The 21,771-nt window shown below is 39.5% G+C and carries 29 protein-coding genes; 6 read left to right on the top strand and 23 right to left on the bottom strand.

Annotation, left to right across the window (positions count from 1 at the left end; genetic code table 11):
- Positions 1-58: 58 nt before the first annotated feature.
- Together ABD010_RS15510 and ABD010_RS15505 are read right to left on the bottom strand one after the other, a co-directional pair.
- A complete protein-coding gene (locus ABD010_RS15510) occupies positions 59-373 on the bottom strand; it encodes a hypothetical protein (RefSeq protein WP_343815073.1) in 315 nt (104 codons plus the stop codon).
- A 34-nt stretch (positions 374-407) separates the two neighbouring features.
- Entirely contained in the window at positions 408-830 is a 423-nt protein-coding gene (locus tag ABD010_RS15505; protein ID WP_343815070.1) for a hypothetical protein, read from the bottom strand.
- 247 nt (positions 831-1,077) lie between these two features.
- Between ABD010_RS15505 and ABD010_RS15500 the strand changes: the two genes are divergently transcribed.
- On the top strand, positions 1,078-1,347 hold the full coding sequence (locus ABD010_RS15500; RefSeq protein WP_343815068.1) for an acylphosphatase: 270 nt from the start codon (positions 1,078-1,080) through the stop codon (positions 1,345-1,347).
- 38 nt (positions 1,348-1,385) lie between these two features.
- On the opposite strand, the gene ABD010_RS15495 is transcribed toward ABD010_RS15500, so the two are convergent.
- Positions 1,386-1,625 (bottom strand): DUF362 domain-containing protein, encoded by a 240-nt coding sequence (locus ABD010_RS15495; RefSeq protein WP_174613540.1) that lies wholly within the window; start codon positions 1,623-1,625, stop codon positions 1,386-1,388.
- 146 nt (positions 1,626-1,771) lie between these two features.
- Between ABD010_RS15495 and ABD010_RS15490 the strand changes: the two genes are divergently transcribed.
- Complete coding sequence (locus ABD010_RS15490) at positions 1,772-2,968, top strand: M14 family metallopeptidase (RefSeq protein ID WP_343815063.1); 1,197 nt, start codon at positions 1,772-1,774, stop codon at positions 2,966-2,968.
- On the opposite strand, the gene ABD010_RS15485 is transcribed toward ABD010_RS15490, so the two are convergent.
- The 11 genes from ABD010_RS15485 to ABD010_RS15435 all read right to left on the bottom strand — a co-directional run bounded on the left by ABD010_RS15485 (position 2,965) and on the right by ABD010_RS15435 (position 9,652).
- Entirely contained in the window at positions 2,965-3,516 is a 552-nt protein-coding gene (locus ABD010_RS15485) for a histidine phosphatase family protein (RefSeq protein ID WP_343815061.1), read from the bottom strand. The genes ABD010_RS15490 and ABD010_RS15485 overlap by 4 nt on opposite strands.
- Positions 3,517-3,753: 237 nt before the next feature.
- Positions 3,754-3,960: a DUF6501 family protein gene (locus ABD010_RS15480; protein ID WP_343815058.1), complete on the bottom strand. Its 207-nt coding sequence runs from the start codon at positions 3,958-3,960 to the stop codon at positions 3,754-3,756.
- A gap of 29 nt (positions 3,961-3,989) precedes the next feature.
- Positions 3,990-4,949, bottom strand: coding sequence for a peptide-methionine (S)-S-oxide reductase MsrA (msrA, locus tag ABD010_RS15475; protein WP_343815055.1), 960 nt, complete (start codon positions 4,947-4,949; stop codon positions 3,990-3,992).
- A 95-nt stretch (positions 4,950-5,044) separates the two neighbouring features.
- Positions 5,045-5,443, bottom strand: a complete 399-nt coding sequence (gene vrrA / locus ABD010_RS15470) for a VrrA/YqfQ family protein (protein WP_343815053.1) — start codon at positions 5,441-5,443, stop codon at positions 5,045-5,047.
- A gap of 570 nt (positions 5,444-6,013) precedes the next feature.
- Complete coding sequence (locus ABD010_RS15465; RefSeq protein ID WP_343815050.1) at positions 6,014-6,226, bottom strand: YozE family protein; 213 nt, start codon at positions 6,224-6,226, stop codon at positions 6,014-6,016.
- Positions 6,227-6,236: 10 nt separating this feature from the next.
- Positions 6,237-6,992: a twin-arginine translocase subunit TatC gene (gene tatC / locus ABD010_RS15460; RefSeq protein WP_343815047.1), complete on the bottom strand. Its 756-nt coding sequence runs from the start codon at positions 6,990-6,992 to the stop codon at positions 6,237-6,239.
- 67 nt (positions 6,993-7,059) lie between these two features.
- Positions 7,060-7,248, bottom strand: coding sequence for a twin-arginine translocase TatA/TatE family subunit (tatA, locus tag ABD010_RS15455; RefSeq protein WP_343815046.1), 189 nt, complete (start codon positions 7,246-7,248; stop codon positions 7,060-7,062).
- A 19-nt stretch (positions 7,249-7,267) separates the two neighbouring features.
- Positions 7,268-7,474 (bottom strand): twin-arginine translocase TatA/TatE family subunit, encoded by a 207-nt coding sequence (locus ABD010_RS15450; protein WP_343815043.1) that lies wholly within the window; start codon positions 7,472-7,474, stop codon positions 7,268-7,270.
- Positions 7,475-7,589: 115 nt separating this feature from the next.
- Positions 7,590-8,168 (bottom strand): molybdenum cofactor guanylyltransferase, encoded by a 579-nt coding sequence (gene mobA / locus ABD010_RS15445; protein ID WP_343815040.1) that lies wholly within the window; start codon positions 8,166-8,168, stop codon positions 7,590-7,592.
- A complete protein-coding gene (locus ABD010_RS15440; protein ID WP_343815038.1) occupies positions 8,165-8,671 on the bottom strand; it encodes a dihydrofolate reductase in 507 nt (168 codons plus the stop codon). Before ABD010_RS15440 ends, mobA begins: the two co-directional genes overlap by 4 nt.
- A gap of 24 nt (positions 8,672-8,695) precedes the next feature.
- Positions 8,696-9,652, bottom strand: a complete 957-nt coding sequence (locus ABD010_RS15435) for a thymidylate synthase (RefSeq protein ID WP_343815036.1) — start codon at positions 9,650-9,652, stop codon at positions 8,696-8,698.
- A 133-nt stretch (positions 9,653-9,785) separates the two neighbouring features.
- Between ABD010_RS15435 and ABD010_RS15430 the strand changes: the two genes are divergently transcribed.
- On the top strand, positions 9,786-10,790 hold the full coding sequence (locus ABD010_RS15430; RefSeq protein WP_343815033.1) for a C40 family peptidase: 1,005 nt from the start codon (positions 9,786-9,788) through the stop codon (positions 10,788-10,790).
- Between the two features lie 34 nt (positions 10,791-10,824).
- Here ABD010_RS15430 and ABD010_RS15425 read toward each other — a convergent pair whose 3' ends face one another.
- Both ABD010_RS15425 and ABD010_RS15420 read right to left on the bottom strand, forming a co-directional pair.
- Complete coding sequence (locus ABD010_RS15425) at positions 10,825-11,421, bottom strand: HD domain-containing protein (RefSeq protein WP_343815031.1); 597 nt, start codon at positions 11,419-11,421, stop codon at positions 10,825-10,827.
- A complete protein-coding gene (locus tag ABD010_RS15420; RefSeq protein ID WP_343815028.1) occupies positions 11,421-13,091 on the bottom strand; it encodes a formate--tetrahydrofolate ligase in 1,671 nt (556 codons plus the stop codon). The genes ABD010_RS15425 and ABD010_RS15420 overlap by 1 nt, the downstream gene beginning before the upstream one ends.
- Positions 13,092-13,436: 345 nt before the next feature.
- On the opposite strand from ABD010_RS15420, the gene ABD010_RS15415 reads away from it, so the two are divergent.
- Entirely contained in the window at positions 13,437-13,637 is a 201-nt protein-coding gene (locus ABD010_RS15415; RefSeq protein ID WP_343815026.1) for a cold-shock protein, read from the top strand.
- A 543-nt stretch (positions 13,638-14,180) separates the two neighbouring features.
- Positions 14,181-14,855 carry a queuosine precursor transporter gene (locus ABD010_RS15410; RefSeq protein WP_343815022.1) on the top strand — a complete coding sequence of 225 codons (675 nt, stop codon included), beginning with the start codon at positions 14,181-14,183 and terminating at the stop codon, positions 14,853-14,855.
- A gap of 80 nt (positions 14,856-14,935) precedes the next feature.
- On the opposite strand, the gene ABD010_RS15405 is transcribed toward ABD010_RS15410, so the two are convergent.
- The 7 genes from ABD010_RS15405 to ABD010_RS15375 all read right to left on the bottom strand — a co-directional run bounded on the left by ABD010_RS15405 (position 14,936) and on the right by ABD010_RS15375 (position 21,007).
- Positions 14,936-15,448: an isoprenylcysteine carboxyl methyltransferase family protein gene (locus ABD010_RS15405; RefSeq protein ID WP_343815019.1), complete on the bottom strand. Its 513-nt coding sequence runs from the start codon at positions 15,446-15,448 to the stop codon at positions 14,936-14,938.
- Positions 15,448-16,536 carry a type III polyketide synthase gene (locus ABD010_RS15400; protein ID WP_343815016.1) on the bottom strand — a complete coding sequence of 363 codons (1,089 nt, stop codon included), beginning with the start codon at positions 16,534-16,536 and terminating at the stop codon, positions 15,448-15,450. Before ABD010_RS15400 ends, ABD010_RS15405 begins: the two co-directional genes overlap by 1 nt.
- Positions 16,537-17,031: 495 nt before the next feature.
- A complete protein-coding gene (locus tag ABD010_RS15395) occupies positions 17,032-18,582 on the bottom strand; it encodes a polyamine aminopropyltransferase (RefSeq protein WP_343815013.1) in 1,551 nt (516 codons plus the stop codon).
- A 75-nt stretch (positions 18,583-18,657) separates the two neighbouring features.
- Positions 18,658-19,053 carry a DUF350 domain-containing protein gene (locus tag ABD010_RS15390; protein WP_343815010.1) on the bottom strand — a complete coding sequence of 132 codons (396 nt, stop codon included), beginning with the start codon at positions 19,051-19,053 and terminating at the stop codon, positions 18,658-18,660.
- Positions 19,054-19,068: 15 nt separating this feature from the next.
- Entirely contained in the window at positions 19,069-19,677 is a 609-nt protein-coding gene (locus ABD010_RS15385; RefSeq protein ID WP_343815007.1) for a DUF4247 domain-containing protein, read from the bottom strand.
- Positions 19,678-19,746: 69 nt separating this feature from the next.
- Entirely contained in the window at positions 19,747-20,418 is a 672-nt protein-coding gene (locus tag ABD010_RS15380; protein ID WP_343815004.1) for a PspA/IM30 family protein, read from the bottom strand.
- Between the two features lie 76 nt (positions 20,419-20,494).
- Complete coding sequence (locus ABD010_RS15375; protein ID WP_343815001.1) at positions 20,495-21,007, bottom strand: DUF4178 domain-containing protein; 513 nt, start codon at positions 21,005-21,007, stop codon at positions 20,495-20,497.
- Between the two features lie 226 nt (positions 21,008-21,233).
- Between ABD010_RS15375 and speD the strand changes: the two genes are divergently transcribed.
- Positions 21,234-21,626, top strand: coding sequence for an adenosylmethionine decarboxylase (speD, locus tag ABD010_RS15370; protein ID WP_343814998.1), 393 nt, complete (start codon positions 21,234-21,236; stop codon positions 21,624-21,626).
- Positions 21,627-21,771 lie beyond the last annotated feature (145 nt).

Below are 21,771 nucleotides of genomic sequence, written 5' to 3'. Positions count from 1 at the left end.
GTGGAACTATGGCTGTCACCAATGAGCATGGTAATAACCAAGTTTCTGATGTAAGTAATTACATTTTCATCATTTTAAAATAATCCGCTATCATTACCTCTTTACATTTCTCTCCGACTGTTTTGGTGAATTCTTTTATTTCTGCATCCATGTTTTTAATCGAATCAAGTGTAAAAAACTTAGACTCTTCATGTGCATAGCCCTCACCAAAATGAAAAATCAGCTGATAGCCATTCTGATCCTTTAATGCATGCGCCTGGACATCGTACGGGTGAATATTGTGCGTCTCTTCCAGGTGATTCACCACAAATTGATAGAGATCGGGAAAAAGCACCCGAAGTGATTGCATCGGTCCCATTTTGGACGGTTCCATTGATTTCACACCTCCAACACTGGATTCTAAAATCTTAATGCTCATGATCTGGAAGTACTTCCATTTCCTTTTGATTGTGGAGTTCATCAATAATAATCAATGACTGAAACTGTTGAAGGACAGATTGGTTGATATTCCTTTCCTTCAAGGTTTCTTTAATTTCATTTACAAGAATACGCAGTAAATTGTGATCTCTTGTTAGGGCAACAATATCATCACGTAATTCCGGTTTTTCATCAACAATTTCCTTATAAAGTCCCTCTTCCTCTGAATCTGCATGCTGAAGTATTCGTGATTCCCACTGCTCAATCAGCACGTAAGCCATTTCCTCGGCTTTTTCTGTGTGATCGCCTTTTAGAAGTTTAGATAGCAGCTCCGTTAATTCAACAGCTTCGTTCAGAGCTGCTTCATGAATTGCGCTATGACTGTCAACTTTTCGTAGAGCAGGACCTGACATAAAATGTTCACCTCAATAACTGTTATTCTCTTCCAGATTGTATATAATGAAATTAGTTACTTTTACTACATCTTCAGCTTATCACGCATTAAATTAATGAACAATAAATTATAGTGAAGATTGGCAGTTATGTGATAATTATCACACAGAATTCGTACGATATTTGTCATAAATTCATGTTTTTTATAAAATCATTGTTTTAAACTGTTTTCAGACGGTAATAGAATAGTATACAGAGGTGATAAAAATGTTGGCACATATTATAGTTACGGGCCGTGTACAGGGGGTTGGATTCAGGTATTCCACACAACAGCAAGCTGCACAATATAATTTGACAGGTTGGGTTCAAAACAAAGCCGATGGAAGTGTTGAACTTAAAGTGGAGGGTTCCGAACAAAAGATTGAGCGCTTTTTGGAAGATATGAAAGCAGGATTTAATCAATTTATAAAAGTGAACCAAACAAATGTGAACAAATACAATACAGAAGAAGGGTTCTCAAACTTCTTCATAAAATAAAGCCGCAATCTATAACAGACAGCGGCTTCGTTTTATGGCTAATTTTCTTCATAAAACTTACGATTCAATGCGATGTATTCATTTTCCTCTTCAGGTACTTCATCTTCCATATATATGGCTTCAACGGGACAGACAGCTTCACACGCGCCACAATCAATACAGATATCCGGATCAATGTAAAACATATCTTTGCCTTCTTCTATGCAATCTACAGGACAAACTTCAACACATTCGCCTGATTTTTCATTTTTACATGGTGATGTAATGACAAATGCCAAATAAATCTCCTCCTTCGAATAGCGAGCACTATCATTGAATATATAATAATACTATCTAAAATCACTAATTGTTTCAACCTAAATACACATAGTCAATTGTCCATACATACTATTTATTATATCGAGGAAAAGAGGAGCGAATGCAGATGGAAGTGTTAATACGTCCTGGCGATACATTCTGGTACTACAGTCAACTGTTTGACATACCTCTTGTTTTAATTGAACAGTCCAACCAGCAAACCAATCCTAAACAACTAACTGCAGGACAGCGTGTACAAATTCCGGGATACCGGAGCAATAATCATATGATTACAGTTAACGATACTTTTTGGAAACTGGCAAACCAATACAACATTCCAGTTGAAATGCTTGAATTGGCAAACCCATCGATTGATGCTGATAACTTGCAGATTGGGCAAACCATTCGTATTCCAGAACGTGTTAATCAGATGCTGATTTCTAATTTTGACCGTTATACATTCAATAAAATGGAAACCGACATTAATAGTCTTTTGGAAGTGTATCCCTTTATAGGCAGGCAATCCATAGGCAATTCGGTTATGGGAAAAGACCTTGTTGAACTGCAGATTGGAAGCGGCAATAAACAAGTTCATATAGATGGTTCTTTTCACGCAAATGAGTGGATTACAACTTCAACGATCATGCGGTTTGTGAATGAATATGTACTTGCTATTACAAATAATCGCCCCATACGCAATTTAAAAATGCTTCCATTATTTAATGAAACAACCTTGTCAATTGTTCCCATGGTAAATCCGGATGGGGTAAACCTTGTACTAAACGGTGCATCATCAGCAGGGAATTTCCAGGAAAAAGTATTGGCAATGAATGATCAGAGCAATGACTTTACGAATTGGAAAGCCAATATTAAAGGGGTCGATTTGAATAATCAATTCCCGGCTCTCTGGCAGATTGAAGCTGAACGCAAGCCGGATTCCCCACAACCAAGAGATTATCCCGGATTACACCCTTTATCCGAACCGGAATCAATTGCCATGGCTAATTTAGCAAATGATAGGAATTTTTTGCGGTTAAACGCATTTCATACGCAGGGGGAAGAAATCTATTGGGGGATTGAAGGATTGGAGCCCCCCATTTCCGAGGTTATCGTAAATGAATACGCTCGTGTAAGCGGTTATAAACAGGTTAGATATATTGACAATTATGCCGGATATAAAGATTGGTATATACAGGATTTCAGGCAGCCAGGCTTTACAATCGAGTTGGGAACTGGCGTTAACCCGCTGCCATTTGCACAATTTGAGGAAATATACCAGGAAAGCTTGGGAATAATGCTGGCCAATCTGTACATGTCATTTTAATTAGACCACAAACTTTTAACAATGTGATTCTTTTCTTCCAAATTAATCAGGAAAACATCCGGGTTTTGCAGGTTTTTCCATCCCTCAAATCCAAAGTCCGGATTAAATCTGCTTAACAGAAGTGCAATAAGGTTCCCGTGACTGACCAGTAATACATTTGAAATATCTGGTTCGGAACGCAAATTATTAATCAGTTCATTTGTCCGTTTCATAACATCATTTCCGGATTCTCCCCCGGGAAGTCTAAAATTCGGGTCTGAGAAGGATTGTTCGAGTACTTCCATCCAGTCGTCTACTGGTTCATTGCTTAATATACGTTCCTGCAGCCGATCATCGGTGTTAATTGTTAAATCTTTTTTTTCAGCATAAGGCCGGATGCTTTCAATTGCCCGCAGATAAGGACTGGAAATGATTTTATCAATTGCGAATTCATTTTCTGCCAAGAATACCGACAACAGATGCGCCTGCCTCATTCCAACGTCTGTCAGTGGTGAATCTTTGTGCTGACCATCAGCCAAACAGTGTCGGACTATAATTAAATTTTTCAAGATGATCCAGCTCCTCTCCAGTAGTTTAGATGGAACCTATTCAATATTTTGAAAATAATAATATAAGTATAGCATTAATAGGTAGGATATAAAACAATTTTTGAATAAAAATTATTAGAAAACTTGGTTGTCACCAAGCCTTTAGGTGACAGCCATAGTTGCACTTATGCAGTAAGAAAGTTTTATACTTTTTTATCTGCAAACAAAAATAGCAGGTCTTAATGCCTGCTATTTATCCTAGTTTATTTCTTTAAAATAATCTTTGTAAAATCCACCGACGCGATTGCTGTTATCAATGATAAAGTAAAATTCGTCCGTTTCATTTTTTACATCATATTGTTTACCTGGGGTCAGTTTATTATGAACAATAAACTTCTTTGCGTCAGCATGTATACATTCCACTTGTTTAACCGTTTGGCGATTTTCCCAATTGATGTGAATCATCTGTATCCTCCTGCATATTGTGAAATAGTCTAATTAAATAATTTTAGGTATTCACCATACCCTTCCTGTTCCAATTCTTCTTTTGGAATAAATCGCATTGCGGCAGAATTCATGCAGTAGCGCAATCCTCCCCTGTCTTTCGGTCCATCCTCAAAAACATGCCCAAGATGTGAATCAGCATGTTTGCTCCGAACCTCCGTCCGAATCATTCCGTGAGTGGTATCGGTATTTTCCGTAACCTGATATGGGTCGATTGGTTTGGAAAAGCTTGGCCAACCACAGTCAGACTCGAATTTATCCAAGGAAGAGAATAGGACATTACCGGAAACGATGTCAACATAAATGCCATCAGATTTCTTATTCCAATATTCATTTTCAAACGGCCGTTCGGTGCCGTTCTCCTGTGTCACAGCATATTGAATGGGTGTAAGGCGTTTCTTCAAATCTTTTTTATCCGGTGTTTGTCGCCAGTTTTTCATGATAAAGTCCTCCCTTCCTGATCCCTTTTTATATAATTTATAATGAAATGGCTGTTTCTTATAGTAATCCTGATGATTCTCTTCAGCTTCATAAAATGTTTTCGCCGGTAGGACCGGAGTGACAATTGGTTTGGAAAACTTTCCGCTCTTCTCCAGTCGTTCCTTGGATGCTTCCGCAATCTTTTTTTGCTGTTCATCATGGTAAAAAATAGCGGTCTGGTATGGTTCTCCCCGGTCATTAAATTGTCCGCCTGCATCGGTTGGGTCAATCTGCTGCCAAAACGTCTCAACTAACTGCTCATATGGCATGACTTCCGGATAAAAAGCAATCTGTACTGCTTCCACATGACCTGTTGTATCAGAACATACCTGTTCGTAAGTTGGGTTGGCTACCGTGCCTCCTGTATAACCGGAAGTGATATTTACAATACCTGGTCGCTGATCGAAAGGTTCAACCATACACCAGAAACACCCGCCGGCAAAAGTTGCATGTTTTATTTGAGAATCCATGTATCACGAACCTCCATCATTTATTACTTATTGCGTATATCTTTATTTTTTCGTTTTTTGGTTAAAAAATCAAGTTGTGTGCCTGGAAATCTAAACTAAATAAACAATTTCGGTTGGGAGCTTCCCGTAAATTCCGCTTCATCCTCATGAAAGGACTCCTCTTCCATATTTTCTGCCATGCTTTCATCCTCATCAACCTCCGTACCATCGTTTTCCTTTAATGCCTTCATGATTTTGAACATCATCGGGAGATTTTTAACCATTGGACCATACTGTTGGATAATTGGTGCAGCATTTTCGACCGTTTTTAGAACCTGCTGAACTTTAGTCAGTGTATTTGTTATCGTACCGATCCGTTCAGGTGAAAGGAAACTTTGTATCTTTTGGGCAGGCATCATTCGATTCATTCTGTTATCCGGTGGCATTTGCTGGTCAAACGGAAAATTTCCAATATAATTTCTCTCGGGTTGCTGCTGCATTGGCCATACCATCATAATCCCTCTTTTCGCGATTTATATTCTAGGTTATTGTACGTAATAAACACGAAATAGTGTAGGCTATCACCGTGCATCAGCAAGTGAAATACAATGTATTTGACCAATAATTCTGTTAATATTTCCCGGGCAACCGCAAAAAACTACATATTCAAACGTTTATTTAACGTATAATGACGAATTCTGACAGAAGTTGTCTTCCTATTATAAAACATCATGTTGCATCACTTAATCAAACGTTTGTTTAATTTTGTTTTTTTAATAATGAAGAGGCTGGGACAAAAAGTGTTTTGTCAAAAGAAAAGACGAATTAACGTGATAGGTTCAGCCGCTCTGGAAATATACTCCGCTTTCACTTTCGAGCATAAGTGCGACATCAGATCAAGAAAATCACTTTCGCTGTGTCTTCTTTACCGCGGGCGGCTGTTGAGTCCTCCTCGTGCTTACGCACTGCGGGGTCTCATCTAGGCCTTTTCTCCCGCTGGAATATACGTATATTTCCTACGCTATTCCCTTGAATCGTTCGGCTTTTGATCTCACTTTCTGATTTGTCCCAACCTCTTAAATAAATCAGTCATTATTATAGTCATCCCAGAGTTCGTCAAAGACCTGCAAAGCATTTGTGAACGGGCTGTTCCATTCAAGATAGTTGCTGATTTCATCATAGTCCGTTGAATGTTTCGGAAAGTCATGATCATAGAACATCCAATCGGCCAAATTGCTTTTAGCATCAGCTTGCTTCTTTCCCCGATAAGTCATCATATAATGGTAAAATGAACGCATAACATGCACCTCAATCGTTTTCCATAAATTCCTGATGTTTTTTCAGTTTTCTGCGATACACTATACCTGATAGATAGATACTGATTTCATACAAAAGGATCAACGGGATTGCAACTACAATTTGCAGTACAAAATCAGGCGGTGTAATTGCTGCACCAACGATTGCCAGAATTAAATAGGCATATTTCCGCGTTTTCCGCATAAAGGCTGGTGTCAGAATGCCAAGACTCGTCAAAAACATGGTGATCACCGGAATTTCAAAAAGGACTGCAAATGGGACAATTACCCGGAAAAGTAATTTAAAGTATCGGTCATATGTAAATATTTCATTAAACATTCCTTCATTCAAGGAAAGCAAAAACGGAACAATAAGTTCAATGAACACAATGTAGCCGAAAGTCAATCCGGCAACAAACAATAGAAAAACTGCCGGAATATAGGGTAACGATGCTTTTTGCTCCTGCTTAGTCAATCCCGGTCTGATAAACAGCCAAATCTGCAGACAAAGTACCGGCAGCGTTCCAATAATTGCTACCAATCCTGCCATTGTAATATAAACAGATACTGTATCGGTCAACCCTGTAATATTTAAAGTAAAGCCAAGATCTTTTACGAAAAAGTGGTAGATATCCTTTACATAAACAAATCCAATGAAAAATAAAGCAATAAATATTACCGCGGTAACAATCAGCCTGTTTCGTAATTCAGATAAATGCCCAACTAGATTCATTTCCTTTTCATCATCATACTGTTTTTCTCCAGACATTTTTCACACTCCCAGTACTCAGGCATAAAAGAAGATGTAAGGAATCCCCTACACCATCAGAAGTTAACTATTTGTTTGATGATTTATGTTTATCATCTGCGTCATCATCTGAAACAATATCCTTTGTTGCTTTTTTGAATTCTTTCAGTGATCCACCAACAGCTTTGCCGATTTCCGGTAATTTCGACGGTCCGAAGACAATTAACGCAATAACCAGAATTAAGATTAATCCGGGAATACCAATATTGCTTAACATGCAGAATCACTCCAATAAATTATTTGCTTTCTTCACTTTTGATCATATCACGGGCTTCTTTAATTTCGTCTGTCGCATCACCAGTCAAATCACGTGCTGATTTCTTGAATTCACGCAACGTGTTACCAGCAGCTTTTCCAATTTCCGGAAGTTTTTTTGGTCCGAATACAACCAACGCGATAATCAGTATAAGAATAAGACCTGGAAAACCTATATTTGCCAGCATCAAAACACCCTCTTTATATGTATTATTGGACAGTTTATTAATTATCATTCCTGATTCATAAAAACAGCTCGTGCAAGCGTCTTTAGTTTAACATGAAATTCCACAGATTAACAACTTAAAATTGTTTTGCTTCCTCATACTGTCCGGGATGGTTCATATTAAAAAAATGCTTCTTAAGTGTATCTTTCGCAATTCCGGTGAAATTATCTGCATAATAAACATTTATGAAACGGAATACGTCTTTTACTTTCAACTGATCCCGCTCCAATTGCTGCTGAATTAACGGCAGTATCCCTCTCGTATATATTCCGGATAATGGATGTATTCGTTTATTATAGACCGGAACGACAGCATCATAATGTCCAAGTTCATGGAGCAATCTATTGTATACTTCCGCACTGATATATGGCATATCGCAAGCAGCACAAACAAAAACAGGTGCATCGATGTGATATAGCGCTGATTCCAAACCTGCGAGCGGACCCTTCCCTGGATGCCGGTCAGAATACTTTTCCATATTGAGAAATGCATATTTTTCCGGAGTATTTGTGATGATTGCCTGCTGCGACGTAATTCCTTTCATTTTCGTTGCTATATGTTCGATCACCAGTTTATTTCCAAGCGGCAGGAGCGATTTATCGGTTCCCATACGGGATGATTTTCCGCCTGATAAAATAATTCCAAAAGGATTCATGATTCAGCATCCTGGTCTTTTCGATCATACTGCAGAAAGTAATACTCATAAGGGTTTTTTTCATTTTTTTCTCCTTTTACTTTCGATGTCAGCTTCCAGTTAGACGGAGAAAAATCCGGAAAGAAGGTATCTCCTTCAAATGATGCTTCAATCCACGTTATATACATTCGGTCAGCATATGGTAACACCTGTTTGAATATGTTGGCTCCACCAATGACCAATAACTCCTTTTCCGGGTTATCATTATTCCAATCATAAATTGTGTCAACGTCATGGATTACGTTCACTTCATCGGGAAAATCCATTTGTTTTTTTGTTAACACGACATTTTTGCGGTTTGGGAGTGGCTTTCCCATTGATTCATACGTTTTTCTGCCCATGATAATCGTGTTCCCAGTGGATTTTTGCTTAAAAAATTTCAAATCGTTCGGTAAATGCCATGGCAGATCGTTGTTCAGTCCGATTGTTTTATTTTTATCCATGGCAACAAGCAATGAAATCATAACTATCGATCCTCCCTTTGTATGTTACACAGCAATCGGCGCTTTAATCGATGGATGCGGATTATAATTCTCCAGCTTAAAATCAGTCAGTTCAAAGTCAAATATCGATTGCTTGTCCTGATTGATAAGAAGTTTCGGCAGCGGTTTGATGTCACGGCCTAGTTGCGTTTTTACCTGGTCCACATGATTGGTGTAAATATGTGCATCTCCCAATGTATGAACAAATTCGCCTGGTACAAGATTACATTCATGGGCAATCAGGTAAGTTAATAGTGCATAACTGGCTATATTAAATGGTACTCCCAGAAATATATCAGCACTGCGCTGGTAAAGCTGACATGACAATTTCCCATCGGCAACATAAAATTGAAATAATGTGTGACAAGGCGGAAGTGCCATGTTTGGAACATCTTCCGGATTCCAAGCCGTTACAATATGCCTTCTGGAATCAGGTTGGTTTTGCAGCGAGTCCAACACTTGCTTCAGTTGGTCAATGGTCTCATCGTTGGACGTCTTCCAGTCTCTCCATTGTTTTCCATATACATTGCCCAAATCACCGTATTTATGTGCAAATGAATCATCCTGAAGTATTCGTTTTTTAAAGATGGCCATTTGTTCCTGGTATTTCTTATTGAATTCAGGATCACGTTGACTGCGATTTCCGAAATCCGTCATATCCGGGCCATCATATTCTGCGCTTTCCACCCATTTTTTAAATGCCCATTCATTCCAGATATTATTGTTGTTTTGCAAAAGATAGCGGATGTTCGTATCCCCTTTGATAAACCATAGTAATTCGCTTGCAATAAGTCGAAATGGCACTTTTTTGGTTGTCAGGAGCGGAAATCCTTCACTTAAATCAAATCGCATCTGGCGTCCGAATACGGAGTACGTGCCTGTATTTGTCCGATCCGCTTTCTTATTTCCGTGTTCCAATACCTGTCTGCATAGCTCTAAATAAGCCTGCTCGCCATATTGCATGTTGTTCCCCTCCATACCGAACATATTTAATTAAATCCATTGTAACATAAACGTAAAACCGGCAGCAGCATATTTATTATTTAATCGACATAAATCTGGTTAGGAGTCACTTCAGGAAAGGGGATATATTTGCATGCCTTATAGCACTGTCCAACACGTAATTAAACAATCCGTCCTCTACAGCTATGCAATAAGTCAACCGTTTGCCGTCTACGTTGACGCGTATCCGATGATTCAAAATGAACAACTGCTGGAACAGGCACCTCAATTTGGCCAGCATAACGAAAGAGTAGGAATACTGCAGCGCAAGCTTCATAAGCTGTCTTATTTTGATGATAAAATTGATGATGACTTTGGTATATTGACCGAGCACGCAATCAAAAAGTTTCAGGATCAGCATAATATGGACGTTACCGGTACAGCAAACAGAATAACTATTCATCAACTAATCAGGAAAGAGAAAGAAGAACAAATCGAAAAGCTTAAAGATATGTCAGAATCGATCCATCCCGGAATGAAAAGTGAGGATGTTAAAACCGTTCAGGAATCATTGCAGTATTTTGGCTACTATACCGGTGATATCGATGGAATTTATGGCCCGCTCACTCAAAAAGCCCTTCAGGTTGCGGAGAATGAGCATGAAATTAATTTGACTGAAGATGTTTCTTCCTCCTCCCTGACGGCACTGTATGAAACCAATAAAGAGGAAAAAGTTGAGCAAAAGACAATAAAAGATACGAAAGAAACGACAGAGCCTATAACAGCCGATGTTACCGGAAACAATTATGCAAATGTTGTGGATGCGGCATATTCGCTTATTGGCACGCCATATGTCTGGGGTGGTGAAAGTCCCGACGGATTTGATTGCAGCGGATTTATTCAATATATTTTCCGGACACAGGAAAAAGTGATGCCCAGAACCGTTAGTGAAACGTGGAATTTCACCGTACCTGTGAAGCATCCGTCAGTTGGCAATCTAGTCTTCTTTGAAACGTATCAGCCTGGCCCTTCACATATGGGTATTTATGTTGGTGATGGGAAATTTATCCATGCAGGTACATCAAGAGGGGTGGAAGTAAGCAAATTGAGCAATTCATACTGGAGTTCCAGATATCTTGGTGCCCGAGTTGTTAAATAGGAACCTGTGATGCAGGTGGAAAGGAAATTACCTTTCACCTGCCCCACTCACTAAAAAATTGTTCCAGATACATTTCCATAAAGCGATGTCTTTCCTCAGCAATCCGGATGGCACTGTCAGTATTCATCAATCCCTTTAAAAGCAATAATTTATCATAAAAGTGTTGAATGGACGAATTATCTTTTTCCGCGCTGTTCCAAATCAATTGTCCCTTTGAACCTCCATAGGCAAACGTTCGGGCAATGCCGACTGCACCGATAGCATCAAGTCTGTCCGCATCCTGAACAATTTTTCCTTCCAACGTTTCTGGAATGTTCCCTTTTCGAAATGATACATCTTTTGCCGCCTGCAGAATTCTGCGGGTTTCATCTTCCGTAACACCATTGGACAAGAGAAATGCTCTAAGGTCACTAATTGCTTCAGATTGATCGGCAAATAGTTTCCCATCCCCTATATCATGAATCCAGGCAGCAGCCTCACAAATAAATGAATTCGCATTTTCCGCTTCTGCAATTGTTCTTGCTGCATCCGCAACCCGCTTCATATGATAAAAATCGTGCCCTGTAGCATCATTGTTGAAAATGGAAAACACGTACCTCCGGATTGCAGTAAGTTTATTTTCATTGTTCATTAAAATAGTCCCCTGATTTTCCCGTCTTCGGTCACGTCCATATTTAATGCTGCTGGTTTTTTAGGCAGACCGGGCATTGTCATCATGTCGCCGGTTAATACGACAATAAAGCCTGCTCCAATGGATGCACGTAATTCCCTGACAGTTATCGTAAAACCGGATGGTCTGCCAAGCAATGACGGGTCATCGGATAAGGAATACTGTGTTTTTGCCATGCATACCGGTAAATTGCCCCACCCCTGTTTTTCGTAAAAAGCAAGCTGTTTTTGAGCTTTAGCGGTTAGTTCAATGTCATCAGCACCATACACTTTTTGGGCGATTTTTCGTATTTTTGTATCGAGGGAATCCTCCAGCTCATAAATTCGCTGAAAATTTCGTTCCGGTGATTGAGCTGTTTGAACGACATTTCTGGCCAGTTCCATTCCGCCTTCCCCGCCATGTGCCCAAATATCAGTTAAGGCTGCGTCAATTCCTCTTGCTTCACACCAGTCTGTAATGTAATCTGTTTCCGCTTCTGTATCGTTCGGGAATTTATTGATGGCAACAACATATGGCAGACCAAATTGCTCAACTGTTTCAATATGCTTCTGTAAATTGACCATGCCTGCTTCTAAGGCATCAATATTCTCTGATTTTAAATCATCTTTTGCAACGCCGCCATGCATTTTTAATGCTCGGACAGTAGCAACAATCACGACTGCATCCGTATCAAATTCACCTGCTCGTGATTTTATATCGAGAAATTTCTCCAGTCCGAGGTCTGCACCAAATCCTGACTCCGTAACAACGTAATCTCCAAGCTTGGCCGCTGTTTTGGTAGCCATAATGCTGTTACAGCCGTGGGCAATATTTGCAAAAGGACCACCATGTATAATTGCCGGTGTGTTTTCAACCGTCTGGACAAGGTTCGGCTTAATGGCATCCTTCAACAGTAATGTAAGTGCACCTTCCATTTTAAGATCTTTGACGGTTACCGGTTCTTCATCATACGTATAACCAACAACAATTTTTGCGATTCGTTCTTTCAAATTTTCCAAGCTGGTTGCTAAACAGAGGATTGCCATTATTTCTGAAGCTACCGTAATATTAAAACCATCTTCTCTTGGGACACCGCGCAACGGTCCGCCAAGTCCGACTACAATTTGCCGGAGAACGCGATCATTCATGTCCATTACACGCTTCCATTCAATCCGACGGGGGTCAATATTGAGTTCATTCCCTCTATGTATATGGTTATCAATAAAAGCGCTCAAGGCATTGTTGGCGCTTGTGATGGCGTGCAAATCTCCGGTAAAATGCAGGTTAATGTCTTCCATCGGGAGCACCTGTGAATATCCTCCGCCTGCAGCGCCTCCTTTCATTCCCATAACCGGACCAAGTGAAGGCTCTCTGAGTGCAATAATTGCTTTTTTGCCAAGACGGTTAAGCGCTTGTCCGAGACCGACAGTTACAGTTGACTTTCCTTCCCCTGCTGGTGTCGGATTAATGGAAGTTACCAAAATAATTTTTCCGTCTTGCTTTTTCTCTAGTTTCTCCAACAGTTTGTCCGACAATTTAGCTTTAGTGTGGCCGTACGGTTCCCAGTCACTATCGGCCAGATCAAGATTTTCGGCAATCTCACCAATCGGTTTCAGTGTAGCATTTTGTGCGATTTCGATATCAGTAGGCATACGTGAAGCTCACTCCTCTCTATCGGTTACTTATAGTTTAACGTACTTATCCTGTTTTTTACATAACTTTCACTCAATTTTATAAAATACATGTTTATTCATTTCATGGTATAAAAAGTCAGAAAATCGCAAATAAGCATGACATTTTCTTGACTGACAGCCTAAAATGCGCTATATTAGACGTAAGCAAAGAAGATGTATGGAATCATTATTGACAGACAGCTTCTATAGAAGTAGGTGTACATGTGATTCTACACTTCTATATGAGGGTGTCTTTTTTGGTATTCATTTATCTGCCTTTGTATTACCACGTTTTACGTGAAAGTTTTTAGGAGGATTATTCACATGGAAAATGGAGTAGTTAAGTGGTTCAACGCTGAAAAGGGGTACGGCTTTATCCAGGTTGAAGAAGGAAACGACGTATTCGTTCATTATTCCGCAATTCAGGAAGAAGGCTTCAAATCACTGGAAGAGGGCCAGGAAGTTGACTTTGAAATTGTTGAAGGCGAACGTGGCCCACAAGCTGCAAACGTAATCAAAAAATAACGAAGTCATATACGAAAGCGGTAATCTGTAATGGATTACCGCTTTTTTTGGTATCTCTACCAGGAAATTATAAATTTTGTAGATGTGAATAATGCACTGGCCCCTAATCAGCCACGTCCAGCTCCAGCGCCCAGCGACTAGCAGAGATTTTGGTGGGGCGAGCATTTAGCGCAGTCCCAAACTTCACACTTCCTCACTACGATAAAGAAGACTTGCCGATTGGTGAAACCAGAGGCTTAGTAGCACTTATACCCTTGTGGTGAAAGTCAACACCGGTTCGTGTTTTAAGGAAGGCCGACTAAAACCGGCCTCCCGCGCCAACGTCGGCATACCCTTTGTCAGGGCATGTTTCCTTTATCTCATTGCGGAGTACTCCACTTTGTACGTTGCTAAACGGGCGCTTCCGCTTTTGTTCGTAGTTTTACATTCCTTGCCCGCAGTAAGTTTTAACCTTGCCTTTTTAATACCGAATCCGTATAATAAACGTTGTTGTTTTACGCGGTTCGCAAACTCCCGCGTTATCAAAACTAAGGAGGAAGAAAAATGCCAAATGAATTAATTTGGATCTTATTTGCACTGCTCAATTTTTCATTACTGCTGCTTTTTTATCGCATGTTTGGGAAAATGGGCTTGTTTGTTTGGGTTGGCATGGCCACAGTGATTGCCAATATTCAAGTGTTAAAAACGGTTGAACTGTTTGGAATGACAGCGACACTTGGAAATATCATTTATGGTACCGCCTATCTGGCCACGGATATTTTAAATGAAAAATATGGAAAAAACGATGCCAAAAAGGCAGTCTGGATGGGATTTTCAACACTGATTGCCATGACGGTAATGATGCAGATATCTCTTGTGTTTAACCCAGCTCCGGATGATGTCGCCCATGAGTCGCTGCAAATGATTTTTGGAATGATTCCAAGGGTTGCAGCCGGTAGCCTGGCTGCGTATGCAGTAAGTCAGTACTTTGATGTGTGGATATACGACAGACTGCGCAAATTATTCCCTGCAGATAAATTTTTGTGGATCCGGAATAACGGAAGCACGATGCTCAGTCAGCTTCTGGACTCCGCCGTTTTTTGTTCCATCGCATTTCTGGGGCAATTTCCGATGACAGTCTGGCTGGAAATTTTCATAACAACATATATTATCAAATTTGTAGTAGCACTAATCGATACACCTTTCATGTACATTGCTAAATATATGCATAAAAAATGAAGGTTTGCACCATTCATTCCAGGATTATGGAAAACCTCACAGTAAAAATCGGGAACAGTAAATATAACTGTTCCCGATTTTTACGTTGCCGCATTCCGTAATGCTTTTTCCTCCCGGGGGATACGCACCCGCAGCAATAGTATGTGAAGAATTGGAAAAATCACCGCTGTAATCTGTGCACCCAAGATAAAAGGAATAACGAACAATTCGATTGCAACGATAATATAATTCGGATGTTTCACATACTTATATGGACCTTTTCGAATTAATGCAACCCCTGGCAGAACAATGACCTTTGTATTCCAGAACGGACCTAGTGCCTGAATACACCAAATTCTGCACATTTGAGTAAGCAAAAAAACGGTAAACCAAAAGTAGCTGATTTCCGTAACTGAATTTCCATCAACTACAGCTTCCGTTATCATAGACACGAAGAAGAAACCATGCAGCAAAATAAACCATTTATAATGCTTCTCACCTTTTTCAACCCCGCCTCTCTCCTTCATCCAAAGCTCATTCTGTTTCGCAATATACAGTTCAATCAGCCGCTGTGCAATTACCGTTATAATAAAAAGCCACATCCATATTGTCATTATCCATCCCACTCCATTAACAGCATTTCGGAACTGAATCCCGGTCCCAAAGCCGAAACAATACTTAATTCATTTTTTGGCATGCTTTCCTTCATCCATCTTTCCAGTACATACAATACGGTTGCGGATGACATATTTCCATGATCACGCAGCACATGATAGGAATGCTTGAATTTTTCCTCAGATACATGCAGCACGTCCTCCATTGCCTTAAGCACTTTCATACCTCCCGGGTGTGCGACAAGCGAATGTATCTCCTCTTTTGTCAGCCGGCTATCTTGTAAAAACGTGCTGATATGTTTGCTCCAAAAGGATTTTACAAGTGAGGGGATACTTTTTGAAAAAATTACTTCCAGGCCGTTATTGGTCACATCCCACCCCATGACATCATTACTGTTTTTCATTGTTGCGGAACTTGTTCGGTGTATGAACGGTTTATGGTTTTGATTAAAGGAAAGGTATGGTGAATCTCTCCCCATTAACAATACTGCACTAACACCGTCACCGAAGAGCGCTGTTCCAATGAGATTACTTTTTTGCCGGTCCGCTTTCTGAAAGGTCAGACTGCACAGCTCACAGCAAACGAGAATGGCATTTTTATCCGGATGCGCTGTTAACCAGTCGAATGCACGCGAAAGTCCGATTGCTCCGCCAGCACAGCCAAGTCCCCATAACGGCATGCGGGAAACATCCTCCCGGAATGGCCGTTCATTCATTAAGAAGGTATCGATTGAAGGTGTAGAGAGTCCGGTACTCGACACAAAAATAATCAAATCTATTGCTTCATACGGTATAGTGTTGTTCAAAAAAGATGAATTGGCAAGACAATCATCAATGGCTTGCAACGAGTATGCACGGGCATATTGTTGGTACAAATCATTTTTTTCTTTAAATGAATGATCGATTTTGAACCAATCCGCATCTGTCACAAGCTGCCTGTGCTCAATTTTTGCATGATCAAATACCGGCAGAAACCGGCTTGCCTCCCTTCCAGAAATCGAGAATATATCCTGAACAAGCATTTTTACATCCTGTTGACTCATGTCATGCTCTGGAATGCCTTTTCCAACTGAAGAAATATATGTCATAACGTCACCTTTTTCTATACAGTTTGCAACATGAATCCTAAAAACATACATAAAAAAACAGGGAGTTACCCTGTTTTTTCTCCACTAACTGGTATCTGACTCCTCCATTATATCTCTGAGCCATGTTGTTAGTTGATTACAGCTTTCATTGATTGCTTCAGATTATTCCGCACGATTCCTTTTGAAGAAATTAGACAAGATCAATAGTAATATACCAATAACAATCAGCGGGATGGAAAACGATGCTAACAAATCAGGGATGTCTGAAATCCCTATCGATCTATTAAAAGCAATTCCGAAAGCAGCAGTCCATATTCCTATGAATGCACAGATTTTACCTTTTCTGTTAAACTTACTTAATAACATCCATACCCACCTTTCTTATTCTGGCATGACACCCATTCGTTTTGTAATACTTTTTCAGTTTTTATATTTCTACGATTTCCGATACTTATCTTTTTGTAAAGCAAATAAAAGCCAAATGGTTCGCATATGTTAATAGTTCTCCCAGGCGCTCTCATAAATTCGAATCAAATGCGGATTTATCAACGTATTCGGTTTTAATTCTGTCAATTCGCCATTTTTTCCTACTATTTTCTTATCCTCGTCCTTGCCGAAAGTGGTTAAGGCAGGAAATATATCGTCCGTTAAAAATTTTGTTGGAACAGATATTTCAGTTTTACTAAGATCAATCGGATCGCGACTTGCCATAACGAATCCCCAATTACCGAAACTCGGAACGCCCACATGAAGATTTTCAATACTTAATCCAGTAGATGCAACCGTTTTTGAAATGGTCCAGTAAACCTTTGTGGCAAAAACGGGACTCGTCGCTTGGATCATTGCGGCTCCACCAGGCTTTAAATGATTCCGTACTAGTGAATAGAATTCCCTTGTATAAAGTTTGTTCAGGCTCTCATTATTTGGGTCGGGTAAGTCAACAATTATGACATCATACCACTCATTTGTATTTTCCAAAAACTGAAAAGCATCTTTATTTTTAACATGTACTTTATCACGTTTTAATGAGCCTTCATTTGTCTCCAGTAAAAGTTGATTGGAATTGGCTAATTCAATAATTGCTGGATCTAAATCCACAAGTGTAATTTGTTCCACTTCGTCATACTTGAGGACCTCCCTGGCTGCAATGCCATCGCCACCACCAAGGATCAGGATATTTTCAGGATTTTCAGCATAGGCCATGGGTGGGTGGACAAGCACTTCATGATAACGATGCTCATCGATTGTACTAAATTGCAATGATCCATCTAAATAAAGTCTTACATCCTTGCCATCTTTGGTTAAGATAATTTTTTGGTATTTGCTTTGTTCCATATGAATAATCGGATCTTGATAAAGCTTCTGTTCAAAACTGAATGCCATTGCTTCGCCAAAAAATAATCCGATTAATAGTAAAACCCCGATACCTGCACCAATAACCGCATGTACTGCAAAGTGACGAATTTCATTACGAAATAGCCACAAAACAATTAATGCTACCGTTAAATTAATACACCCAACCAAAAATGCAGTTTTTACCATGCCAAAATAAGGACGGAATAGAAAGACGAACAGTAAACCGCCAATCAGCCCACCAGCATAATCTGAAAACAATACTCTGGCTGTACTTTTATTTATAGTAACACCAATTTCATTCGCTTTACGGATAAGAATCGGCAGTTCAACCCCTGTTAATGCACCAATAGTTAATGTGATGATATATATATATAATGCATCGGTTCCAGCTGGTGCAAAAGCCGTAATCCCAAACATGGTAAAACTGGAAAACCCGCCGATTATTGCCACGCCAAACTCAATCCACACAAATGTTATGATTAAATTTTTCATGAACTTTTCGCTTAAACTAGCTCCAATTCCCATACCAGTCAAGAAAAGAGAAATCGTTAGTGTATATTGCTTAACACCATCCCCTAATATGTACGACCCCAATGCTCCAAATAACACCTCAAAAATTATACCGCAAATCGATACAATTCCAGATGACCAATAAATAATTTTGCTTTGTCTTATTGCTGTTTCATTCAATTTCCATCCACTCCACAAAACCTCACTGAAACATGACAAACGGCCAGGGCAAAAGCCTGACCGCAAATCAATTTTTTACGTAATTGATGCACCGATAACGAATGCAAGCCCGATTGATACTCCCAATGACATAATGCCAACCGCAACATTATTTTTATGTAGCTGCTCTTCCACAGAAAAATTCCTAGTAAACATATCAAACAGCCAATAAGCAATCATTTGTAAAACAACACCAAAGGCACCCCAAATGATTGTTTCATAAATAACATTACTATTGTAGATCGCAAAGGATAAGATAATACAAATTCCGATTATCTTTCCAACAACTGATAACGCAACTGCGGTATTGCCATTTTTAACTTCTTCCATATCTTTATATTTCCGGGTCATATTCTCAAAAATAAATAAACCGATTAACACAATGATTACCGAAATAAAAAAATAAACAATAGTAGCCACATATGGCCCCATATTTTCACCTCCCCTTTATTTACCTACTCCAGGGCCGCCCCCTCTAAAAGTTGTGTTTCCACGGTGGGGTACATTTAAACTCCCCATCCCCTTGTAGTTCCCTTGACGCCGGCTGCCCCAATCATTTACATCTAACATATTACCCAATAAACTCATAGCAAAATACGTACTTAAAAAATTCGGTGAATAATTTCGTCTCACAAACTCATCACTTGCAACTTCAATCAGCAGTACATCCTGATCCTCTTCACTTTCCCGCAATGTAATGAAATCGTCCGGATAAATTAAAATTTGCTGGTCGTCCTTTACGTCACTTATTTCCTCTGGTTCAATTGTTTCAGAAAGGACAGAACTAAGCTCCGTAAGATTAAATTGTTTTGTGGCAAAGACTTCCGCATTATTGCCGTCTCCCTCTACTGTAAGCATTTCAGGAAAATTAGACTCGATAATATCGTCCATTTCATCGTTTGCAGACTGTTTAATAGCGGTTATAATTTCATCTTTTGGAGGCTCATCCGGAATGTTTTCCGCTGTAAAAGATTCTCCTTGCATTCCCCTAAAAGAACATGAAGCTAATAAAAATAGAAAGGACAATATCACTGTCAGCAACATCCATTTCTTCACAAATCAATCCCCCTCTGACACAAGGAGCAGCCCTACTCCACAATCAATGCTGCTCCTTTTTCTGCCCATCTACTTTTTACCCATTTTTTCCTTTAACGCTGCCAACTCATCATCAACATCGTTCTTCTTATTTAATTCTTCAAACTCATCATCTAATGTGCGGCTTTCTTTAGATAAGTCTTCACTCGTTTCCGCTTCTGCTTCAAACTGCATTACTTTCTCTTCCATCCGTTCAAAGCCTTGTTTCGATTCATCATTACCAATAGATGACATCGTACGATTAATTTTTGTACGTGTTTTCGCGGATTCAGCACGAGCTTTTAAGGAATCCTTTTTAAGCTCCATTTCCTGATATTCTTTTTTCATTTCATCCAATTTGGTCCGCAGTGATTCAGAATCAGTTTTAGCTCGTTCCCAAGACTCCTGTAGCGTGGTTACGGTTGATTCATGATCATTTTTATCCTGTAATGCACGGCGCGCTAAATCTTCATTTCCTGCTTCAATAGCCTGTTCAGCTTGCTTCTGTCTTTTTTCCACCATGGCATTAGCGTCATCCAGCTTGCGTTTCAGCTTTTTTTCATTCGCAATTTGTTTTGCAACAGCAGTTTCCACCTCGCGAATATCCTTAGCCATATCACGCATGAATTGGTCAAGCATTTTTACCGGATCTTCCGCTTTATCCAGCATGGCATTTAACTCTGAACTTACTACCGTTGACATTCGTTTAAAAAATTTAAACACGTATATTCCTCCTAAAATTTAGTTGACATCTATTATAACTTTATTACTCACAAACAGTACGGTTGATCAATGCCTGTTATATTGACCCTGCCATAATTTTAATCTCATATGGTTCCACTGGATATCCAAGGCTTGCTTCAATTTCAGTCCCCCATTCTTCCAAACTAATATTATACGCAGCATCTGTGTCCGTATAATCAGCGTACCTCATTTCTGTTCCGTTTAAATTAGAGCTTCTTCCTTCTCCAACAACCCTTGCCGTACCCGATTCTTCCAAATAATAGGTGTTATTTTCATACGTGAGTTCTTTGGGAAAGGTTTTGGACAATGGTAACTGAATTTTCTTGTAAATGCCTAGTTCCAGTTCATCATCCATTTCTGCGGATAACCAAATTGTATCGTGTCCTTCCAACAACTGATACCCGTACCATTCATAATTTCCATCCCGATATGTGATCTTCCCCACCACTTCATAATCAACCAGATCATAGGTTAAAATGTCCCCGATCTGTATCGATAGCACCGTTCTTTCCTCAGGCGGCGGCTCACTTTTTTTATTCTTGGAAAAGATTTTAGAAAACAGACCCACCGTGTCACCTCATTGCTTAAAATAATTTACCTCACTTATAGTACGTATTTCCATTATAAAGGTTTCACGATAAAATTACATTTTTTTATCCGGAAAAATGTGCACACCATTTTTTTACAAAAGCAAGTGATCAACCAGCAATTGCAAATAGCAAAAAAACGATTTATACTCCTTTATATACGATATTGACGAAATGGAAAAAAATATGCCAAAGGGAATGTCTTAAATGGAAATAATGGGGAGACAAGTAATAGCGGAACTATGGGATTGTAACATAGATATATTAAATGATATTAATTTATTGGAGCGCATATTTGTAGATGCGGCAATAAAAGCAGGTGCCACGGTACGTAATGTTCTATTTCATCAATTTGCACCACATGGCGTTAGTGGTGTTGTCATTATTTCAGAATCCCATTTAACCATCCACAGTTTCCCGGAACATGGATATGCCAGTATCGACGTGTATACATGCGGCACGAAAATAGATCCGACTATTGCTGTCGAACATATTGTTTACGCCCTGGAGTCAAAAACGAATGAGATAAAGGAAATTCCCCGGGGTATGGGGCCGGTTAAACCACACCCAGTTAAAAGTTTTAACAACGATCATTCCTGATTTTTTACTTGAACAGGTTGTAAATAATTTCATACGCATTTATATAAAATATGGCAAGTAAACAATGAATGTCACAATCAACCCTGTGATTCCGACTAGCGTTGTTCGCGGATTAGCCGGCGAACTACTGGAATGTGAAATCCCC

It is taken from the genome of Virgibacillus siamensis (genome assembly GCF_039522605.1).
Lineage (GTDB): Bacteria > Bacillota > Bacilli > Bacillales > Amphibacillaceae > Lentibacillus > Lentibacillus siamensis.
This window is presented reverse-complemented; position numbering and strand designations above follow the sequence as displayed.